We start from the raw sequence: 16,902 nt of genomic DNA, 5'->3' as shown, positions 1-16,902 counted from the left end.
GGGACGGGCCCCGGTCGGGAACGGGCCCGATCGGGCCGGGCAGCCCCGGCCGGGAAGCGGGCGGACGCGGCCGGGACGGGCCCGTGCGGTCAGCTGAAGATGATCATCGAGCCCTGCGCCAGACTGCGCGTCACGGCCGCGTGCAGGCCCAGCCAGACGTGCCGCTCACGCGCGAACGGGCTCTCGTCGTACGGGATCGGGGCCGCCGGTTCCTCCAGCGAGGTCGGCCGGGCGGGCGGCTGCGGGGCGACCGGCGGGTTGGCCGGGTCTATGCCGATGGACGGAGCCACGAACTGCAGCTCCCGCAGCAGCCCGTGCGACGAGCCCAGCGGCCCACCGCCCTCCAGGAGTTGGTCATTGGCGAGCGGGTACAGGAAGTCCACCGGGACGTACGCCCCGGCGTGGTCGTAGTGCCAGACCAGGTGCGACTGCTGCGCGCTCTGCTCGAACATCTCCAGCAGCTGCTCGTAGTCCCCGCCCAGCGCGTCGACGGGAGTGACGGCGAGCCCGCTCAGCCGGAGCAGATACGTGCGGCGCAGGAGGTGCAGGGCGTCGTAGTCGAAGCCCGCGACGGGGGCGACATCCCCGGTCAGGCCCGGCATGTAGGCGTAGACGGGGACGGGTGGCAGCCCCGCGTCGCTCAGCGCCTTGTCGTAGACGGCGATCTCTTCGGCGAACGGATTGTCGGGGCTGTGGCACAGCACATCGACGAGGGGGACCAGCCACAGGTCACAGGCCACGAAGTCTCGCTCTCCAACGGGTTCGGGCGGTCGTCGGGACAGCGTAATGCGACCCGTACGCCGCGCACAGTGCCCCCGCACGTACTGCGGCGGGGACGGAAGTGATGGCGGGGGGAAGGGGGTGAGGGGGCGGGCATCCGGTGGCGGGGCAACCGGGAGCCCCGCGGAGCCGGGAGCCCCGCCGTCAGTCCCGCGTCCCCCCGGAGGCGGGAGCCGAGTCGGGATCGGGTTCCGAAACGGGGTCAGGAACGGAATCGGGGTCGGAATCGGGGACGGGGTCGAGGTCGGACGGGGCGGGGGCCGGGGCGCCTGCCCGGCTCTCCTCCTCCTCCAGCCGGTCCGCCCACGCCAGCGCGTGCAGGTAGTACGCCCGCATCGTCGCGTGGACCTGGTCGCGGTCCTCACGCGCGATCGCCTCGACCAGTTCCTCGTGGCCGAACCACAGCCAGCTCCCGCGGTCCTCGTTGCCACGCAGCCGGTGCACGGCGAACACCCACGCCTGGACGCGCAGCCTGCTGAGGAAATCGGTGATGTACGGGTTCAGGACGAACGCCCCCAACTCCCGCCAGAACCGCAGGTCGTACCCGATCAGTACGTCGAGGTCGCCGCCCTTCGCCGCGCGTACCGCCTCCGCCGCGCGGCGCCGGATCGATGCCATCCCGTCGCAGCGCACGGCCACCTGGTCCCCGGGGCTGCGGAAGATGCCCTCCACGACGAGGGAGCGCGCTTCCACCATGGACCGGTAGTCGGCGACGGTGAACTCACGGACCTGGAAGCCGCGGTGCTGGTCGGATGCGAGCAGTCCCTGCGCGGAGAGGTCGAAGAGCGCTTCGCGGACGGGCGTCGCGGAAACGCCGTACTGCTCGGCGATCTGCTTGACCGTGAACTCCCGCCCCGGTGTCAGACGTCCCGCCAGTACCTCGTCACGCAGTGCGTCGGCAATCTGCTGACGCAACGTACTGCGGGTCACACCTCCGCTCGCACACATGACGCCCCCTCCCCTTTTCGGCTCCGGTCACCTTAAGCCACCGCCCTGCCCGGATCCGGGCAGGGCGAGGAGGAGCGGAGAGGGGTGGAGGAGGCGTCGTGTCCGGCCGGCTACGCCGTGTGCTCGTCGGCGACCGCGAGGGCCGCGTCCAGGGCCGCGAGCCCTTCCTTGGCCTCGGCCTCGGTGACGTTGCAGGCGGGGACGGCGTGGGTGCGGTTCATGTTGATGAAGGGCCACAGGCCGTGCTTCTTGGCGGCGGCGCCGAAGGCCGCCATCGGGGCGTTGGCCTCTCCCGCGGCGTTGTACGGGACGAGGGGTTCGCGGGTCTCCTTGTTCCGGACCAGGTCCAGCGCCCAGAACGCGCCGAGGCCGCGGACCTCGCCGACCGAGGGGTGACGCTCGGCCAGTTCGCGCAGGCCGGGACCCAGGACCGTCTCACCGATGTGCGCCGCGTTCTCGATGACCTTCTCGTCCTCCATCACGTGGATGGTGGCGACGGCGGCGGCGCAGGCCAGCGGGTGGCCGGAGTAGGTGAGGCCGCCCGGGTAGGGGCGGGTGTCGAAGGTGGCGGCGATCTCCGCGTTGATGGCGACGCCTCCGAGCGGTACGTAGCCGGAGTTGACGCCCTTGGCGAAGGTCATCAGGTCCGGCACCACGTCGTAGTGGTCGGCGGCGAACCACTTGCCCGTACGGCCGAAGCCCGCCATGACCTCGTCGAGGACGAACACGATCCCGTACCGGTCGCAGATCTCGCGGACGCCCGCGAGGTAGCCGGGCGGCGGGGTCATGATCCCGGCCGTGCCGGGGATGGTCTCCAGGATGATCGCGGCGATGGTGGCCGGTCCCTCGAAGGCGAGGGTGTCCTCCAGGTGCTGGAGCGCGCGGGCGCACTCCTCGGCCTCGGTCCCGGCGTGGAACGGCGAGCGGTAGAGGAACGGGGCCCAGAAGCGGACGACGCCCGCGGAGCCGGTGTCGGAGGGCCAACGGCGCGGGTCACCCGTGAGGTTGATCGCGGTGGAGGTGGCCCCGTGGTACGAGCGGTAGGCGGAGAGCACCTTCGTACGCCCGGTGTGCAGCCGGGCCATGCGGACGGCGTTCTCGACGGCCTCGGCACCGCCGTTGGTGAAGAAGATCTTGTCCAGGTCGCCGGGGGTGCGCTCGGCGATGAGGCGTGCGGCCTCGGAGCGCGCCTCGATGGCGAAGGCGGGGGCGAAGGTGGCGAGCCTGCCCGCCTGCTCCTGGATCGCGGCGACGACGGTCGGGTGCTGGTAGCCGATGTTGGTGTAGACGAGACCGCTGGTGAAGTCCAGGTAGCGGTTGCCGTCGTAGTCCCAGAAATACGCCCCCTCGGCGCCGGCGACGGCGAGCGGGTCGATCAGGCCCTGGGCGGACCAGGAGTGGAACACGTGCGCGCGGTCCGCGGCCTTCACGGCCGCACCGGCCGCGGAGTCGATGAACGGGACATGAGAGGCATGAGGGGTCATGCGGCGAGCGTAGGGGGCGGCAGGGGCGGCGCTCCATGGCCACCTTGTATGGCATGGGGCGCGTGGTTCGGCAAGGTGTCGGGTTTCGCGGGAGGCCGCATCTTTTGACAGCACGCTGTCGTTATGACAGCATTCTGTCATCGAGGTTGAGGAGGTCGCCATGACCAGCACGAACGACACCGGCACGACCGGCGCCGGCGACGGGACGAGCACGAACGACGGGACCGGCAGAACCGTTCACCTGGCCGTCTACGACACGTTCGCCGACTGGGAGACCGGGCACACCACCGCCCATCTCGTCCGGAACGGCTACAGGGTGCGGACCGTGGCGGCCGGCCCCGGAGCCGTCACCACCATGGGCGGCATGCGGGTCCAGCCCGACCTGACGCTCGACGACCTCGGGCCCGAGGACAGCGCGCTGCTCATCCTCACCGGGGCCGACCTCTGGGACTCCGGGGACACCCTGGCCCCGTTCGCCGCCAAGGCCCGCGCCTTCCTCGCGGCGGGCGTGCCGGTCGCGGCGATCTGCGGAGCGACGGCCGGGCTGGCCCGCGAAGGGCTGCTCGACGACCGGGCGCACACCAGCGCGGTCTCCTTCTACCTCGACGCCACGGGGTACGGAGGCGGCGAGCGGTACGTGGACACCGACGCGGTCACGGACGGCGGGCTGCTCGTCACGGCCGGACCGACGGAGCCGGTGGCCTTCGCCCGGGAGGTGTTCGCCCTGCTCGGGGTGTACGAGCCGAAGAAGCTGAACGCCTGGTACCGGCTGTTCCACGACTCGGACACGAGCGCGTTCGAGGTGCTGCAGGGGTGAGCGCGCGACGGGAGCCGGCCCCTGGCCGGGAGGAAGCGGCCCGGGGCCGGGCGAACCAGGACCGGTTGAGCAGCGCCGCGCTCACGGCCTTCCGGCTCAACGGCCAGTTCCTCGGTGTCGCGGACGGGCTGGCCCGGCCGGGCGGACTGACGGCGGCGTGGTGGCAGGTGCTGGGCGCGGTGCTGCACGAGCCGTTGCCCGTGGCCGGGATCGCGCGGGCGATGGGGATCACCCGGCAGAGCGTGCAGCGGATCGCGGATCTGCTGGTCGCCAAGGGGCTCGCGGAGTACGCGCCCAACCCGGCCCACCGCCGGGCCAAGCTGCTCCGGCCCACCGAGGAGGGGCTGGCCGCGGTGGGCCGGATCAACCCCGGGCACGCGGAGTTCGCGGCGCGGCTGGCCGGGGAACTGGGCGAGGAGGGGTTCGCGCGGACGGTGGAGGCGCTGGAGCGGCTGTCGGCGGCCCTGGACGTGGTGACGGCGGACCCCGGGGCGGACGCCCCGACGGAGCCGGCGGCCGGGTGAGCCCGCGGTGACGGCGCCCGTGCCGTCACCCGGGGCGGGGGGAGCGGACCGGCGGCCGGAGGTACGGCGGGCGGCCACCGGTCCGGTGGCCGCGACGGCGCTGCGCGCGCCGGAGGGTTCAGATCAGGCCGACCTGCATGGCCCGTGCCCCGGCCTGGAATCGGCTGCGCGCGTCGAGCGCGACCATGGCCGACGCGACGTCGTTGCGCACGGTGCGGACGCTGCACCCCAGCCTGCGGGCGATCGCGTCGTCGGTGAGGCCCTCGGCCAGCAGACGGAGCACGACCTCCGAGCGGGGGCGCCGGGTCGCGGCCCCGGGCTGCCTGCCCGTCTGCCGTACGGTCGCTCCGCGCTCCCAGAACCGCTCGGCGAGAGCGCACAGCCGTTCCAGCTCCGCGGGGGAACGCACAACACGGGCCCCTTCGGTCTCGTCGATGACCACGGCCACCGCACCGTCCATAATCACCGCGCGCGGCGGCACCGTACCGACCGAGTGCAGCGCGGCACCCTCCTGGGCCAGCCACTGGGCGTGCGCCATGGCGGCCGGCGCCTGGAGCACCGAGGACGCCCAGACGGAACGCAGTCGCGCGCCGCGCCTCAGCACCATGTCCGCGACGGGGCGGGAGAACTCGAACCCGCCCTCGCTGTGGGCGGGGACGAGGAAGACGACCTCGCGCTCGACCTTGGCCACCATGCGTTCGACCATGACGGACACGTCGTGCCGGCTCTCGCCGCCGGCGGCGGGGTCCCCGAACCGCTCCGCCTGCTCGTGCAGGGCGATGAACCGGCCGATCTGCACCGGGCAGGGCTGCGGCGAACGGCCCTCACGCATCCGCCAGGCCAACAGCGCCGGCAGGGCTATGCACGGCTCCACCGCGCGGAACGCCTCGCCGTCCCCGGTGACACTGGCGAGACCCTCGGTCCGCAACGCGTCCAGTACTCGCACCACTTGATCCGCCGGCCACGCGAGAGCCTGTGCCAGCTCCGGTGTCCGCCACGTCGCCCGCAGGAGCAACTTCCGGTAGAGGAGCTCCGAGCGCGCATCCAAACCGATCCCCGTGTCCGCCACGTCAACCTCTCGGCAGTGTCTTTCTCACAGGCTGGTTCAGCCCGCGCTGTCGAGCTCAACCTAGGACGCGTCCAGCACAGTCAGGGCTTTCGAGGACCGGTTTCGACAGCTTGGTGCCAAGGCTGCGATGGTTTCTGCCCGTACACGACCGGGTAGGTGGAACAACAGGCCAACTCTCCATAGTGCGTATCGCATCTTTCCGGGGGAGCATCGGCGATTTCCAGACAAGGCATCAGAAGACCCTTGTCCCCGCCGGTTCCGCCTGTACCCACCCTCGCGAACAGCCCCCGGACGGGGCCATGCCCTCCGGGCCGACGCCCCGTGCCGCCCGACTCCGTGTCATGCCCCGGCCATGGCGGGCGGAGATGACATAGTCTCCGTCGTCAGCCGCGGAACCCGACGCCTCGGAGGGGAACGGCTCGCGCAAAGCCGACGCCCGGTCACTTCGCCCCGCAGCACGGCCCGCAGGCCCGCACGTCCTGCCGGGGACATCGCCCGCCGGCGCATCTGCAGCTTCCTGCAACAGGTCACGGTGGAGCGCCTCCGGCGGGCCCAAGAGAATGGCCGACAGCCAGGAGGACCGCGCACCGGCCGCCCGGCCACTCCCGACCCGCTGCCGGCGCACGGCCCCGTACCCGCACGCGGACTCCGGTCCGGGAAGGCACCGCCCATGCAGCACACAGCGTTCCTGATTCTCATACCAGTCCTGTTCGTGTTCACGCTGGCAGGCCTCTCGATGGGGGCCCGTCGCCTGCTCGGTATAAGAATCGGCAAGATCCGGGCGGCGATCAGCGGGACCGTAGGTGTTCTGGCGACGATGCAGATCATCTCGGCCATGGGCCCGAGCAGTCACCGCCCGGCGATGACCTCCGTACAGGTGGGCTGCGGAATCCTGGTCACGATGCTCTTCCTGGCCGTCTCGGAGGTGCTGCTGCCCAGCCGGGTGCTGTCCGATCTGGTCCGGCTGCCCAGTGAGATACGGCGTCGGGTGGGGCGCACCCGGCGCTACGCGGAACTCAGCGCCATAGCCATGCGCCACGGCCTCTCGCCCTCGCTGCGCGGACTCGGCCGGGCCGGCTCGCCGAAGGGTTCGGCCGAGGGCCGCCGGCATTCCGCGCGGCAGCTGCGGCTGGCCCTGGAGGAGGCGGGCGCGACCTTCGTGAAGCTCGGGCAGATGCTCTCCACCCGCTACGACCTGCTCCCCGCCGAATACGTCGAGGAGTTCTCCCGGCTGCACCACCAGGCGGCGCCCGAGCCGTGGGAACGGGTGCGGGAGGCGCTGACCGAGGAGCTGGGCCGCGATCCGGAGACGGTGTTCGCCTCGTTCGACCGGGAGCCGCTGGCCGCGGGATCGATGGCGCAGGTCCACCGGGCCCGGCTGGCGAACGGCCAGGAGATCGCGGTGAAGGTCCAGCGCCCCGGGGCCGGACCGGTCGTCGAACGCGACCTGGACATTCTGCTCCGGATCGGCCGCAAGCTGGAGGAGCACACCGCGTGGGCACAGAGTCTGGGCCTGTGCGAGCTGATCAACGGCTTCGCGGCCTCGCTCCACGAGGAGCTGGACTTCCGGACCGAGGCCGGCAACATGGCCGCCGTCACCGCGGGGGCGGCGGAATCGGGAGCCACCGCCACGATCCGTACGCCGCGCGTCCACGAGAAGTACAGCACCCGGCGGGTACTGACCCTGGAGTGGCTGGACGGCGTTCCGCTGACCTCCGCCGGGGAGGCCATCGCCGAACGGGGCCTGGACGGCGCGAAGCTGTCCCGGCAGCTGCTGGACTGCGTCCTCGAACAGATCATGCTCGGCGGGGTGTTCCACGCCGACCCGCACCCGGGCAATGTGCTGCTCCTGAGCAGCGGCGAACTGGGGCTGATCGACTTCGGGTCGGTGGGCCGTCTCGACCGGACGATGCGCTCGGCGCTGCGCGATCTGCTGCTGGCCTTCCACCGCGACGACCCCACGGCGCTCAGCGACGCGCTCCTGGAGATCGTCGACCGTCCGGAGCAGATCGACGAGCGGATGCTGGAGCGGTCCCTGGGACGGTTCATGGCCCGCTACCTCACTCCCGGGAGCAGGCCGAACCGGGAGATCTTCTCCGAACTGTTCCTGCTCGTCGCCCGGCACGGCCTGACCGTGCCGCCGGAGGTGGCCGCGACGTTCCGGGCACTGGCCACGGTGGAGGGGACCGTCGAACGGCTCGTGCCGGACTTCGACATCGTGACGGAGGCCCGCAGGTTCGCCACCGCCCGCATCCAGGAGCGGCTGACCTTCGAGCGGGTCAAGGACTCACTGGTCGACGAGGCGATCTCGTTCACGTCCGTCCTGCGCCGGCTGCCCCGGCGGGTGGACCGGATCAGCAGCGCCCTGGAGGACGGCCGGCTGGGGGTCCGGATACGGCTGCTCGCGGACGAGCGCGACCGGCGCTTTCTGCGCGGGCTCGTCCACGATGTGCTGCTGTCCTTCATCGGCGGGATCATCGCGCTGGTCGGTGCCGTGCTGCTGAGCATCGACAGCAAACCGACGATCATCGGTTCCGTCTCCCTCAGCCAGCTGATCGGATACAACCTGCTGGTGATCAGCTGCATCCTGGTCCTCAGGGTGATCTTCTCGATCTCCCGCGGCCGGGGCTGAAAACGCGCATCGGCCGGGAGGCGGGGCATCCCGCCTCCCGGCCGGGGGCCGGCCGGCACACCGGTCAGAGCGGCGCCGGCCGGAACACACGGTGGCCGTGGGTCACAGCACCTTGAAGGAACGGTTCGCGATCGGGGCGCAGACCGCGACCAGGACGAAGGAGACCCCCAGGGTGGCGAGCATCTCCGTGAGCGTGGCCTGCCCGGCCACCAGGCCGCGCATCGCGTCGTTGGCGTACGAGATCGGGTTCGCCTCGGCGACCACGCGCAGCCAGACCGGCATCGACTCCGGGTCGACGAAGGCGTTGGAGGCGAACAGCAGCGGGAAGGTGCACAGGGTGGTGATCATGCGCAGCACGTCACCGTTGCGCAGCACCGCGGCCAGGGCGATGAAGATCCAGCTCATGGACCAGCCGACGAGCAGGGCCAGCAGGATCGAGCCGACCACACCGAAGAATCCGCCCGGCGGGTCGAAGTCGAAGATCAGCGCGGCCAGTACGGCCACGGCGATCAGCTGGTAGAGCGACCGGGCGGCGTCCGCGAAGCTCCGGGCCAGCAGCACGCTGAACCGGGAGATCGGCATCGTGTGGAACCGGGTGATCACATCGTTGCGCAGGTCGTTGATCAGACCGTTGCCCGCCTGGGCGCCCGCGGCGACCGAGGTGATGATCATGATCGCGGGGGCCAGACTGGCGATGTAGGACATGTCGCTCTCGGGCACGGCGGTTTCACCGAGCACCCGCAGCACACCTCCGAACATCAGCAGCATGACGAGCGGCTCGATGAACGTCACGACGAGCACCCCGGCCTGGAGGTACGGCCGGATGGACCGTCCGGTGAGCGCGAGGGTCTGGGTGAACAGGCTGCTGCCGCCCCATTGTTCGGCGGTGCTCGGCGCCGGGGGCGCCGTCGGCCGGGGCTTGGTCTCGGCGTCGATGACCGTCATCGGAACGCTCCTTCATCGGTGAGAGTGATCGGGACGGTCATACGAGCACCGGCTTCCTGGTGGCCTCGCGGGTCAGCGTCAGATAGACGTCGTCCAGGGTCGGTTCGGTGAAGGCGAGTTCGGCGATCTCCGTACCGGCGTCGCTCAGGATGCGTACGACGACGGCGAGGTCGGCCGCGGCCGCCACCGGAGCGCTGAGGGCCCTCCCCGACTCCTGCGCCACCGCGCGGATGCCCGCGGCCTCAAGGGCCTTCACCGCGACGGGCACGTCCGGGTCCGCGGCCATCGTCACGGTCACCATGCGCTGGCCGACCTCGGCCTTGAGCTCGGCGGGGTTGCCGCCCGCGACCACGCTTCCCTCGGACAGCACGGTGATCTGCTCGCAGAGGCGGTCGGCCTCCTCCAGGTACTGGGTGGTGAGCAGCACCGCGGTGCCGTCCTTGGCCAGCCGCTCGATGGTCTCCCACACGCCGATACGGGAGTTGGGGTCGAGCCCGGTCGTGGGCTCGTCCAGGAAGATGACCCGGGGGCCGCCGACGAGACTCGCCGCGATGTCCAGCCGCCTGCGCATACCGCCCGAGTACTGGAGCACCGGACGCGTGGCCGCGTCGGTCAGCTCGAACATCTCCAGGAGTTCATCGGCACGGGCGAGTGCCTGACGCCGGGAGGCGCCCAGCAGGCGCGCCACCAGCGCGAGGTTCTCCCGGCCGTTGAGCTGCTCGTCGACGGACGCGAACTGACCGGTCAGGCCGATGCAGCGGCGTACTTCCTTCGGTTCGGCGGCCACGTCGAAGCCGCAGATCCGGGCGGAGCCGCCGGACGGGGGCAGCAGCGTGGACAGAATGTGCACCAGGGTGGTCTTGCCGGCACCGTTGTGGCCGAGCAAACCGTGGATCGAACCTTCGGGAACGGAAACGTTCACCCCGTTCAGCGCCTTGACGTCACCGAACGACTTGATTACGTCGATTGCCTCGATCATGGGTTTGGCCACGTGCTGGGCCTCCGTTGCTATTTCCGGTGGCCCGGTGGCAGGCCCCGGTTCGGATGTGGGCTCGGAATAGCCACCGGCGCCGGGTGGCCATAGTAAAAGTGCCCGGCCACTGAGAACCGGTGCGCTGCAGGTTGCGGAAATCCACTCACGCTTTCGGGGAAAACGCCGGAGGGATATCCGGAAGGACGCCATGGATTTCGCGGTCCGGGGCCGTTCGGACCGGCCCCGGGCCGGCGCTCAAATGGTGATGCCGCCGTCGATCTGGAGGACCGAACCGGTGATGTAGGCGGCGCGCTCGCTCGCCAGGAACGCGACGAGGTCGGCGACCTCCTCCGCCTGGCCGAAGCGGCGCAGCGGGATCTGCTTCGCCGCGTCCTTCTTGACCTTCTCGGCCAGTTCGGCGGTCATGTCGGTCTCGATGAAGCCGGGCGCCACCACGTTGGCGCGGATGCCGTACCGGCCGACCTCCTTGGCGAGCGCCTTGGAGAATCCGATGATCCCGGCCTTGGAGGCGGAGTAGTTGGACTGGGTGGCGTTGCCGTGGACACCCGCGACCGAGGAGATGTTGATGATCGAGCCGGACTTGCGCTTCATCATCTCGAAGATCACCGAGCGGCAGACGTTGTAGACGCCGTCGAGGTTGGTGTCCAGAACGCTGTGCCAGTCCTCGTCGGACATCAGAAGCAGCGGATTGTCACGGGTGATGCCCGCGGAACAGACCACCACGTCCAGCGGCCCGAGTTCGGACTCCGTCCGGGCGACCCATTCCTTGACCGAGGCGGCGTCGGTCACGTCGGCGCGTACGGCCAGCGCGCGTACGCCGAGTTCCCCGGCCTCCTTCTCCAGCTCCAGCGCGGCCCGCTCATTGGACTGATAGCCGAAGCCCACGTCGTAGCCCTCGGCGGCGAGCCGCAGTACGACGGCCCGGCCGATACCGCGCGATCCCCCGCTCACCAGGGCGACCGGCGCTTTCCTGTCTGTCATGACTTCTCTCCTCACTGGCTGCCGGTCAGCCGGACGCTGGGCCGGCGTGTTCGGGGTCGAGCTGCTCCTCGGGGCGGAAGGCCACCGTGACGGAGCCGATGGTCAGCACCGGTTCACCGCCGACCCGGCTGCTTCCTTCGAAGATCACCGTGTCGTTCACCGCGCGTTGCAGCCGGGCGTGGTGCTCGACCACGTCGCCGGGGAACACCCGGCGGTGCAGGACGACATCGCGCATGGAGCCGAACAGCATGGTCAGGCCGTCGGCCGGGCCGTCCGTCAGCCGCATGGCCAGGAGCCCCGCGGTCTGGGTCCAGGACTCGACCAGCAGGAAGTCCGGATAGGCGAAGTCCTCCTCCGCGGGCCGCGGGCCCAGCCGGGCGTACCACGGTTCGTTGAGGGTGACGGCCTTGACCGAGCGGATGCCGTCGTCGTCCGCCGACAGCACGCGGTCGACCAGCAGCATCGGGTAGCGGTGGGGCAGCAGGGCGCGGATGCCCGCCGAAGTGATCACGACGTCTCCTCCCGGCGGTAGCGGCAGCGGACCGTCGCGGCCCGGCCGCGGGCGGTCGCCGCCTTCGCGTCGCAGCGCCAGTCGTCCCCGTACGGCACCCAGGTCAGCTCGATCTCCAGTACGTCGCCGGGATGGACCGACGACAGGAACCGGGCGGACTCCACGACGGCCAGCCGCAGTTCACCCGCCCCGGGCGGCATCGCGGACCGGGCCGCGTCGCGCACGCACTCCAGCACGCACACCCCGGGGAAGATTGGGAAGTGCGGGTAGTGCCCGGCGAAGACCGGCTCGTCCCCGGTGATCGCCACCGCGAAGGACGCCGACCATTTCCCGGTGCGCGGGTCGGGTCCGGGCTCGCGCACCACGTAGTGGCCCGCCAGGACCGGACTGGTCACGGACGCTCCCGCAGCTTGCGGAGCACCGTGTCATGGGCGCTGTTCAGCGTCCGGACCGAACGCATCTCCTCCTCGGCGAACTTGATGCCGTACGTCCGCTCCAGCACCACGACGACTTCGAGGGCCATCAGCGAGTCGACACCCAGCTCCTCGACGAAGTCCGTGTCGTCGCCGACCTCGCTCGCATCGGTGTCGATGGTCTCGGCCAGCAACGCCCGCAGCTCCTCACGGTCGAGCCCGGCCACCGCGTCGATCGACATACTTTTCCTCACTCTTCCTGGTCAGCCGAAAAATGCCCGGTCAGGCCGCGAGCAGACGCAGCGCGGCGCAGGCGACGATGCCGTCGTCGTCCACCGAGGAGACGATGGCGACACTGCCCGCAGGCACCTCGCCCTGCCCGGAGAGGCTCAGCAGGGACCCGATCTGGAAGGCCGCGGAGGCCCCCGAGGTGTCCCCGATGGCGGCCAAGGACGGCGCCCGGTCCAGTGCCGCGGCGCCGAAGCGGGCGGTGAGCACCTCGCGCTCCCGCTCACCGGCGTGACCGGCGAGTTCGGAGGCCGAGACCAGCCACACGTCGCTCGCGTCCACCTCGCCGCGCCTGAGGACTCCGTCCAGGCACGCGTCGAGGACCGGGCCCACGCCGTTGTCGAAGTAGACCCGCGACTCCACGGCCAGCACCTCGGCCAGGGCCCGGCCGTCATGGCCCGCCATGGACGCGGACTCCAGCATGAACATGGCGCAGCCCTCGCCCAGCAGGGCGCCGGCGGCGTCCTCGCGCCGCCGGTGGTGGTCCAGCCACGCCCGCGCGTTCGAGAACTCCTCGACGGCGCCGCACAGCACCGTCTCGGCGCGGCCGGAGCCGAGCAGCCCGCCCGCGTAGCTCAGCGCGGACAGCCCGGCGATCCGGCCACCGGCGATCGTGGTGTTCGGACCCTTCAGCCGGTGCCAGATCGCGCACTGCCCGGCGGCGCAGTTCATCACCGCGTTGGGCATCAGCGACGGGTCCACGTAGAACGGGCGCTCCCCGACCAGCGAGGCACGGGTGAAATCCATCATGCTCTGCGCGCTGCCGGTGGTCGTGCCCAGCACGAGGGCGGTCTCCTCGTCACCGCCCCGGCGCCCGTCCCCGCAGTCGCGCAGCAGATCGCGCACCGCGGTGACGGCCAGCCCGGTCACCCGGTCCATCGACCGGGTGCCCTTCTTGCCGAGGACCTCGCGCAGCGAGAAGCCCGGCACCAGACAGGCACGGCTGTCCGGGACCGCCCACTCCTCCTCGTCCAGCAGCGCCGACGTGCTCTTCCCGGCCAGCGTGCCGGCCACAAACTCGTCCTTGCCGATGCCGTGGGGCGACACCGCGGACCACGCGGTGATCACCGGCCGGTTCAGGGTCGCGGACGCGCTCGCCGAAAGGGTCATGGTCACTTTTCCGTCCTGCTCAGTGTGTTCGGGGCCGATGGATTTCTCGGGCCGCGGCCGGCCCGGCGGCCGCCGGGGCGGGCGGCCGCAGCACGAGCGCCGCGCTGCCGTCGTCGCCGTCGCCGCCCGCGGCCAGGAACACCGGGCCGTCGGTACGGGAGCCGAAGCCGCTGATCGCCGTCGCGCACTGCACGAGGCCGAGCGCCCCGGACAACTCGCCCCAGACCTCGGCGAGATCACGGCCGGGCAGCCCGGCCGGCAGCGCCCCGGCGGCGTCGCCCGGGGCGAACCAGCCGACGATCCCCGCGGGCTCGTCCGCGGCGAGCCGCGCGAAGTTGCCGGCCACGCTCGCTCCCCGGGCGTGCCCGCCGAGCTCCGCGCGCACGGTGGCGCCGCGGGCCCCGGCGGCGTCGGCCCGTTCCAGTACGAGTGCGGCACCGCCGTCGGCGACGGGGCCGCCGACGAGCTCGCGGACGATCGCGTTGTCCGGCTCGACCCCGACGACGACCGCCTGGTCGGCGCGGCCCGAGCGCAGCAGGGCGGCGCCCCAGCGCACGGCGTCGAGGCCGGAGGCCGGCCCGTTGCACACCATCAGGTTGGGGCCGTGCAGGCCGAACCTGATGGCGATCTCGGAGGCGATGATGTTGCTGGAGGCGTTCGGGGTGTCCATCGGGCTCAGCCCGCGGGTGCCCTCGTCGGCGATGGTCCTGGCCACCCGGCAGACCGTGTCCACGTTGCCCAGGTTGGAGCTCACCAGGACCGCGACCCGGGTGCCGTCGGCCGTCAGCCGGCCGTCGTGCAGCAGCCCGGCGTCGGTCAGCACGCGGTGCCCGGCGACCAGCCCGAGCTGGGTGGCCCGGTCCTTGTAGCGCAGCCCCTTCTTGCCCAGGACGGACGCCGGTTCGACCGGGTCCCCGGGGTTCCCGGCCGCCGCCAGCGCGGCCGTGCTGTCGGCGCCCGGCAGGGCGACGCCCACACCGGTGACGAAGATCCTCATGGTGCCTCAACAATCGCCACGGCGTTGATCCCGCCGAATCCGAACCCGTGTACCTGCGCGAGGGAGACCCGGTGCTCGGCCTCCTTGTCGCGGACCAGCCGGAGACCGGCCGCCTCCTCGATCGGCTCGTCCAGCCCGATCAGCGGCGGGACCGTGCCCGTCGCCATGACCTGGAGGGCGACGACGAGGCTCAGCAGACCGGCCGAGCCGCTGGTGTGCCCGGTCATCGGCTTGATGCCGGTCACCACCGGGACGCCCGCGTCCTCGCCGAAGACCTCGGCGTACGCCGACGCCTCGACCAGGTCGTTGAGCGGAGTCCCGGTGCCGTGCAGCATCAGCAGGTCGATGTCTGCGGGCCGGGTACCCGCGTGCCGGTGCGCCTGCCGGATCGCCTCGGCGACCTGCTTCTGGTCGGGTGCGGTGGGGTGCTTGGCGTCGCAGGTCATCCCGACCCCGCGCAGCCTGCCCCACAGCCGGCCGCCCGGCGGGACGATGTCCTCGCGGCGCAGCACGACCGCGGCCGCCCCGTCCCCGAGGATCGTGCCCTTGCGGTTGATGTCGAGCGTCCGCAGCGCGGCGGGCGGTTCCGGCTGCACCCGGTCGGCCAGGCCGAACATGCTCTCGGTGATGGAGTCGACGCCCGCGACGATCACGGTGTCCGCCTCGCCGAGCGCCAGCATGTCCGCGCCCAGCGCCAGTGCGTACAGCGACGCGGAGCACGCGTTGGAGAAGGTGTGCGTGTCCGCCGTGCCGAACCGGTTGCGCAGCGCGGTGCCGAAGTGCAGCTGCTCGGGGCCGAAGGGCATCTTGTCGCGCCACCACAGCTCGGCCGAACGCAGCTCGCGCAGCCCGGTGCCCACCAGGACCGGGCAGTCCGACAGGTCCTCGCCGAGGCCGGCCGCCTCGGCGGCCTGCCCGACGGCCTCCAGCAGGAAGCCCGTCGCCCGCAGGGTGCGGTCCGCCCCCGGCTCCGGCCGGTTGTCGATCTCGAAGAGGTTCGTGCCGGTGTAGAGACCGTGGTCGAAGCCACGCATCGGGCCGAGGCCGCCGCGCCCGGCGCGGAGACTGCCGAAGATCTCGTCGGCGTCCCGGCCGATGCTCGCGACCGCGCCGAATCCGGTGATGGGCAGTCTCACCGCACACCGTCCCGGTACGCGCCGAGGATCACGATCGCGTTGTTGCCGCCGAAGGCGAGCCCGTTGTTCTGCACGATGCGCAGGTCCGCCTCGACGGAGTGGTTGGGCACGCAGTCGATCTCGCACTCGGGGTCGGTCTCGCGGTGGTTGATGGTCGGCGGTATGAAGCCGTGGTACGCCGAGAGGGCGCAGGCGATCGCGGCGAGCGCGCTGGCGGCGCCCATCGTGTGGCCGAGCATCGACTTCAGCGAGACGGTGCGCGGCGGGTTGTCGCCGTACACGTCGTGGATGGCGCGCGACTCGGTGACGTCGTTGGCCTTGGTCCCGGTGCCGTGCGCGGAGACAAGGTCGACCTCCTCCGCCTTCACACCGGCGTTCTCCAGGGCGATCTCCATGCACCGGGCGACACTCGCCTGGTTCGGGGCGACCTGGTGGTAGGCGTCGCAGTTCATCCCGTAGCCGAGCACCTCGGCGTAGATACGGGCCCCGCGGGCCCGCGCGGAGGCGAGGCTCTCCAGCATCAGCACGCCCGCGCCCTCACCGGTGAGGATGCCCTTGCGCTCGGAGTCGAAGGGGCGGCAGACGTCGGGGGCGATGGTGCCGAGCCGGTAGAAACCGGTGAACGTCTTGCGGCACATCGCGTCCGCGCCGCCGCAGAGCGCGTAGTCGACCGCGCCGGAGCGGATGGCGTCGAAGCCCTGGCCGATCGCGTAGTTGCCGGCCGAGCAGGCGGTGGCGATGGTCACCGCGTCGACGTTGGACAGCCCGAGTTCCTGGGCGGCGGCGATGGACAGCCGGTTCGGGGAGACACGGCGGGCCACGGTCGGATCCATGGCGCCGGGCCCGAGGCTGACCTCCGTCTCGACCAGCTGGTCGAGATCGTAGGACTCGCCGTCGGTGGTACCGATGGAGATCATGCCGCGCTGGGCGCGCAGCGAGTCGAGATCGACGCCGGCGGCCTCGACGGCCATCCTGGCCGCGGCGACGGAGAACTTCGTCGCCCTGCCCAGCGTCTCGACGGGCAGGTTGTGGATCCAGCGCTCCGGCTCGGCTCCATCGATCTCGCAGCCGTTGGCGTGCGCGAAACCCTCGGTGTCGAACACCGTGATCGGCTTCGCTCCGCTGCGGCCCGCGCGCAGACCCTCGGCGAATTCGTCGGCACCCACACCGATGCTGGAGAACACGCCGAACCCGGTCAGCACCACCCGGGACGCCGCGTCGTCACGCATCGCGTCAGAAAGGCTCTCAGACATCAATCTCCCTCAATACGGCC

17 protein-coding genes are annotated in these 16,902 nt (G+C 71.5%); 3 read left to right on the top strand and 14 right to left on the bottom strand.

What is annotated here, in order from left to right; translation table 11 throughout:
* Positions 1-89: 89 nt before the first annotated feature.
* The 3 genes from ACIGJO_RS30685 to ACIGJO_RS30675 all read right to left on the bottom strand — a co-directional run bounded on the left by ACIGJO_RS30685 (position 90) and on the right by ACIGJO_RS30675 (position 3,212).
* Positions 90-740 (bottom strand): hypothetical protein, encoded by a 651-nt coding sequence (locus tag ACIGJO_RS30685; RefSeq protein WP_399963741.1) that lies wholly within the window; start codon positions 738-740, stop codon positions 90-92.
* Positions 741-924: 184 nt separating this feature from the next.
* Complete coding sequence (locus tag ACIGJO_RS30680) at positions 925-1,728, bottom strand: GntR family transcriptional regulator (RefSeq protein WP_399963738.1); 804 nt, start codon at positions 1,726-1,728, stop codon at positions 925-927.
* A 110-nt stretch (positions 1,729-1,838) separates the two neighbouring features.
* Positions 1,839-3,212, bottom strand: a complete 1,374-nt coding sequence (locus ACIGJO_RS30675; RefSeq protein WP_399963735.1) for an aspartate aminotransferase family protein — start codon at positions 3,210-3,212, stop codon at positions 1,839-1,841.
* A 160-nt stretch (positions 3,213-3,372) separates the two neighbouring features.
* Here ACIGJO_RS30675 and ACIGJO_RS30670 point away from each other — a divergent pair, with 160 nt between their 5' ends.
* Together ACIGJO_RS30670 and ACIGJO_RS30665 are read left to right on the top strand one after the other, a co-directional pair.
* Positions 3,373-4,029, top strand: coding sequence for a DJ-1/PfpI family protein (locus ACIGJO_RS30670; protein WP_399963731.1), 657 nt, complete (start codon positions 3,373-3,375; stop codon positions 4,027-4,029).
* On the top strand, positions 4,026-4,553 hold the full coding sequence (locus ACIGJO_RS30665; RefSeq protein WP_399963729.1) for a MarR family winged helix-turn-helix transcriptional regulator: 528 nt from the start codon (positions 4,026-4,028) through the stop codon (positions 4,551-4,553). Before ACIGJO_RS30670 ends, ACIGJO_RS30665 begins: the two co-directional genes overlap by 4 nt.
* Before the next feature lie 118 nt (positions 4,554-4,671).
* Here the strand turns inward: ACIGJO_RS30665 and ACIGJO_RS30660 are convergent, their stop codons facing one another.
* Positions 4,672-5,499, bottom strand: coding sequence for a response regulator transcription factor (locus ACIGJO_RS30660; RefSeq protein WP_399963726.1), 828 nt, complete (start codon positions 5,497-5,499; stop codon positions 4,672-4,674).
* 793 nt (positions 5,500-6,292) lie between these two features.
* On the opposite strand from ACIGJO_RS30660, the gene ACIGJO_RS30655 reads away from it, so the two are divergent.
* Positions 6,293-8,254, top strand: a complete 1,962-nt coding sequence (locus ACIGJO_RS30655; protein ID WP_399963724.1) for an ABC1 kinase family protein — start codon at positions 6,293-6,295, stop codon at positions 8,252-8,254.
* 102 nt (positions 8,255-8,356) lie between these two features.
* On the opposite strand, the gene ACIGJO_RS30650 is transcribed toward ACIGJO_RS30655, so the two are convergent.
* From ACIGJO_RS30650 to ACIGJO_RS30605, 10 genes are all read right to left on the bottom strand, one after another.
* On the bottom strand, positions 8,357-9,199 hold the full coding sequence (locus ACIGJO_RS30650; protein WP_399963722.1) for an ABC transporter permease: 843 nt from the start codon (positions 9,197-9,199) through the stop codon (positions 8,357-8,359).
* A 37-nt stretch (positions 9,200-9,236) separates the two neighbouring features.
* Positions 9,237-10,178, bottom strand: a complete 942-nt coding sequence (locus ACIGJO_RS30645; protein ID WP_399963804.1) for an ATP-binding cassette domain-containing protein — start codon at positions 10,176-10,178, stop codon at positions 9,237-9,239.
* Positions 10,179-10,427: 249 nt separating this feature from the next.
* A complete protein-coding gene (gene fabG, locus ACIGJO_RS30640) occupies positions 10,428-11,174 on the bottom strand; it encodes a 3-oxoacyl-[acyl-carrier-protein] reductase (protein ID WP_399963720.1) in 747 nt (248 codons plus the stop codon).
* A 25-nt stretch (positions 11,175-11,199) separates the two neighbouring features.
* Positions 11,200-11,685, bottom strand: a complete 486-nt coding sequence (locus ACIGJO_RS30635; RefSeq protein ID WP_399963718.1) for a 3-hydroxyacyl-ACP dehydratase FabZ family protein — start codon at positions 11,683-11,685, stop codon at positions 11,200-11,202.
* A complete protein-coding gene (locus ACIGJO_RS30630; RefSeq protein WP_399963716.1) occupies positions 11,682-12,080 on the bottom strand; it encodes a 3-hydroxyacyl-ACP dehydratase FabZ family protein in 399 nt (132 codons plus the stop codon). Before ACIGJO_RS30630 ends, ACIGJO_RS30635 begins: the two co-directional genes overlap by 4 nt.
* Positions 12,077-12,340, bottom strand: coding sequence for an acyl carrier protein (locus ACIGJO_RS30625; protein WP_399963713.1), 264 nt, complete (start codon positions 12,338-12,340; stop codon positions 12,077-12,079). The genes ACIGJO_RS30630 and ACIGJO_RS30625 overlap by 4 nt, the downstream gene beginning before the upstream one ends.
* Before the next feature lie 40 nt (positions 12,341-12,380).
* A complete protein-coding gene (locus ACIGJO_RS30620) occupies positions 12,381-13,496 on the bottom strand; it encodes a beta-ketoacyl synthase N-terminal-like domain-containing protein (protein WP_399963802.1) in 1,116 nt (371 codons plus the stop codon).
* Between the two features lie 19 nt (positions 13,497-13,515).
* Positions 13,516-14,493 (bottom strand): beta-ketoacyl synthase N-terminal-like domain-containing protein, encoded by a 978-nt coding sequence (locus tag ACIGJO_RS30615; protein ID WP_399963711.1) that lies wholly within the window; start codon positions 14,491-14,493, stop codon positions 13,516-13,518.
* Positions 14,490-15,629 carry a beta-ketoacyl synthase N-terminal-like domain-containing protein gene (locus ACIGJO_RS30610; protein ID WP_399963709.1) on the bottom strand — a complete coding sequence of 380 codons (1,140 nt, stop codon included), beginning with the start codon at positions 15,627-15,629 and terminating at the stop codon, positions 14,490-14,492. The genes ACIGJO_RS30615 and ACIGJO_RS30610 overlap by 4 nt, the downstream gene beginning before the upstream one ends.
* A complete protein-coding gene (locus tag ACIGJO_RS30605) occupies positions 15,626-16,882 on the bottom strand; it encodes a beta-ketoacyl-[acyl-carrier-protein] synthase family protein (protein WP_399963707.1) in 1,257 nt (418 codons plus the stop codon). The genes ACIGJO_RS30610 and ACIGJO_RS30605 overlap by 4 nt, the downstream gene beginning before the upstream one ends.
* Positions 16,883-16,902 lie beyond the last annotated feature (20 nt).

This window comes from Streptomyces sp. NPDC079020 (assembly GCF_044542225.1).
Lineage (GTDB): Bacteria > Actinomycetota > Actinomycetes > Streptomycetales > Streptomycetaceae > Streptomyces.
Note: the sequence above shows the minus strand (reverse complement) of the source record. Positions and strands in the feature narration are given on the sequence as shown.

Coding starts and splice junctions, on each gene's coding strand:
- ACIGJO_RS30675 (WP_399963735.1), bottom strand. CDS start 3,212: ATGACCCCTCATGCCTCTCATGTCCCGTTCATCGACTCCGCGGCCGGT.
- fabG (WP_399963720.1), bottom strand. CDS start 11,174: ATGACAGACAGGAAAGCGCCGGTCGCCCTGGTGAGCGGGGGATCGCGC.
- ACIGJO_RS30645 (WP_399963804.1), bottom strand. CDS start 10,178: ATGATCGAGGCAATCGACGTAATCAAGTCGTTCGGTGACGTCAAGGCG.
- ACIGJO_RS30655 (WP_399963724.1), top strand. CDS start 6,293: ATGCAGCACACAGCGTTCCTGATTCTCATACCAGTCCTGTTCGTGTTC.
- ACIGJO_RS30670 (WP_399963731.1), top strand. CDS start 3,373: ATGACCAGCACGAACGACACCGGCACGACCGGCGCCGGCGACGGGACG.
- ACIGJO_RS30615 (WP_399963711.1), bottom strand. CDS start 14,493: ATGAGGATCTTCGTCACCGGTGTGGGCGTCGCCCTGCCGGGCGCCGAC.
- ACIGJO_RS30625 (WP_399963713.1), bottom strand. CDS start 12,340: ATGTCGATCGACGCGGTGGCCGGGCTCGACCGTGAGGAGCTGCGGGCG.
- ACIGJO_RS30605 (WP_399963707.1), bottom strand. CDS start 16,882: ATGTCTGAGAGCCTTTCTGACGCGATGCGTGACGACGCGGCGTCCCGG.
- ACIGJO_RS30680 (WP_399963738.1), bottom strand. CDS start 1,728: ATGTGTGCGAGCGGAGGTGTGACCCGCAGTACGTTGCGTCAGCAGATT.
- ACIGJO_RS30650 (WP_399963722.1), bottom strand. CDS start 9,199: ATGACGGTCATCGACGCCGAGACCAAGCCCCGGCCGACGGCGCCCCCG.
- ACIGJO_RS30620 (WP_399963802.1), bottom strand. CDS start 13,496: ATGACCCTTTCGGCGAGCGCGTCCGCGACCCTGAACCGGCCGGTGATC.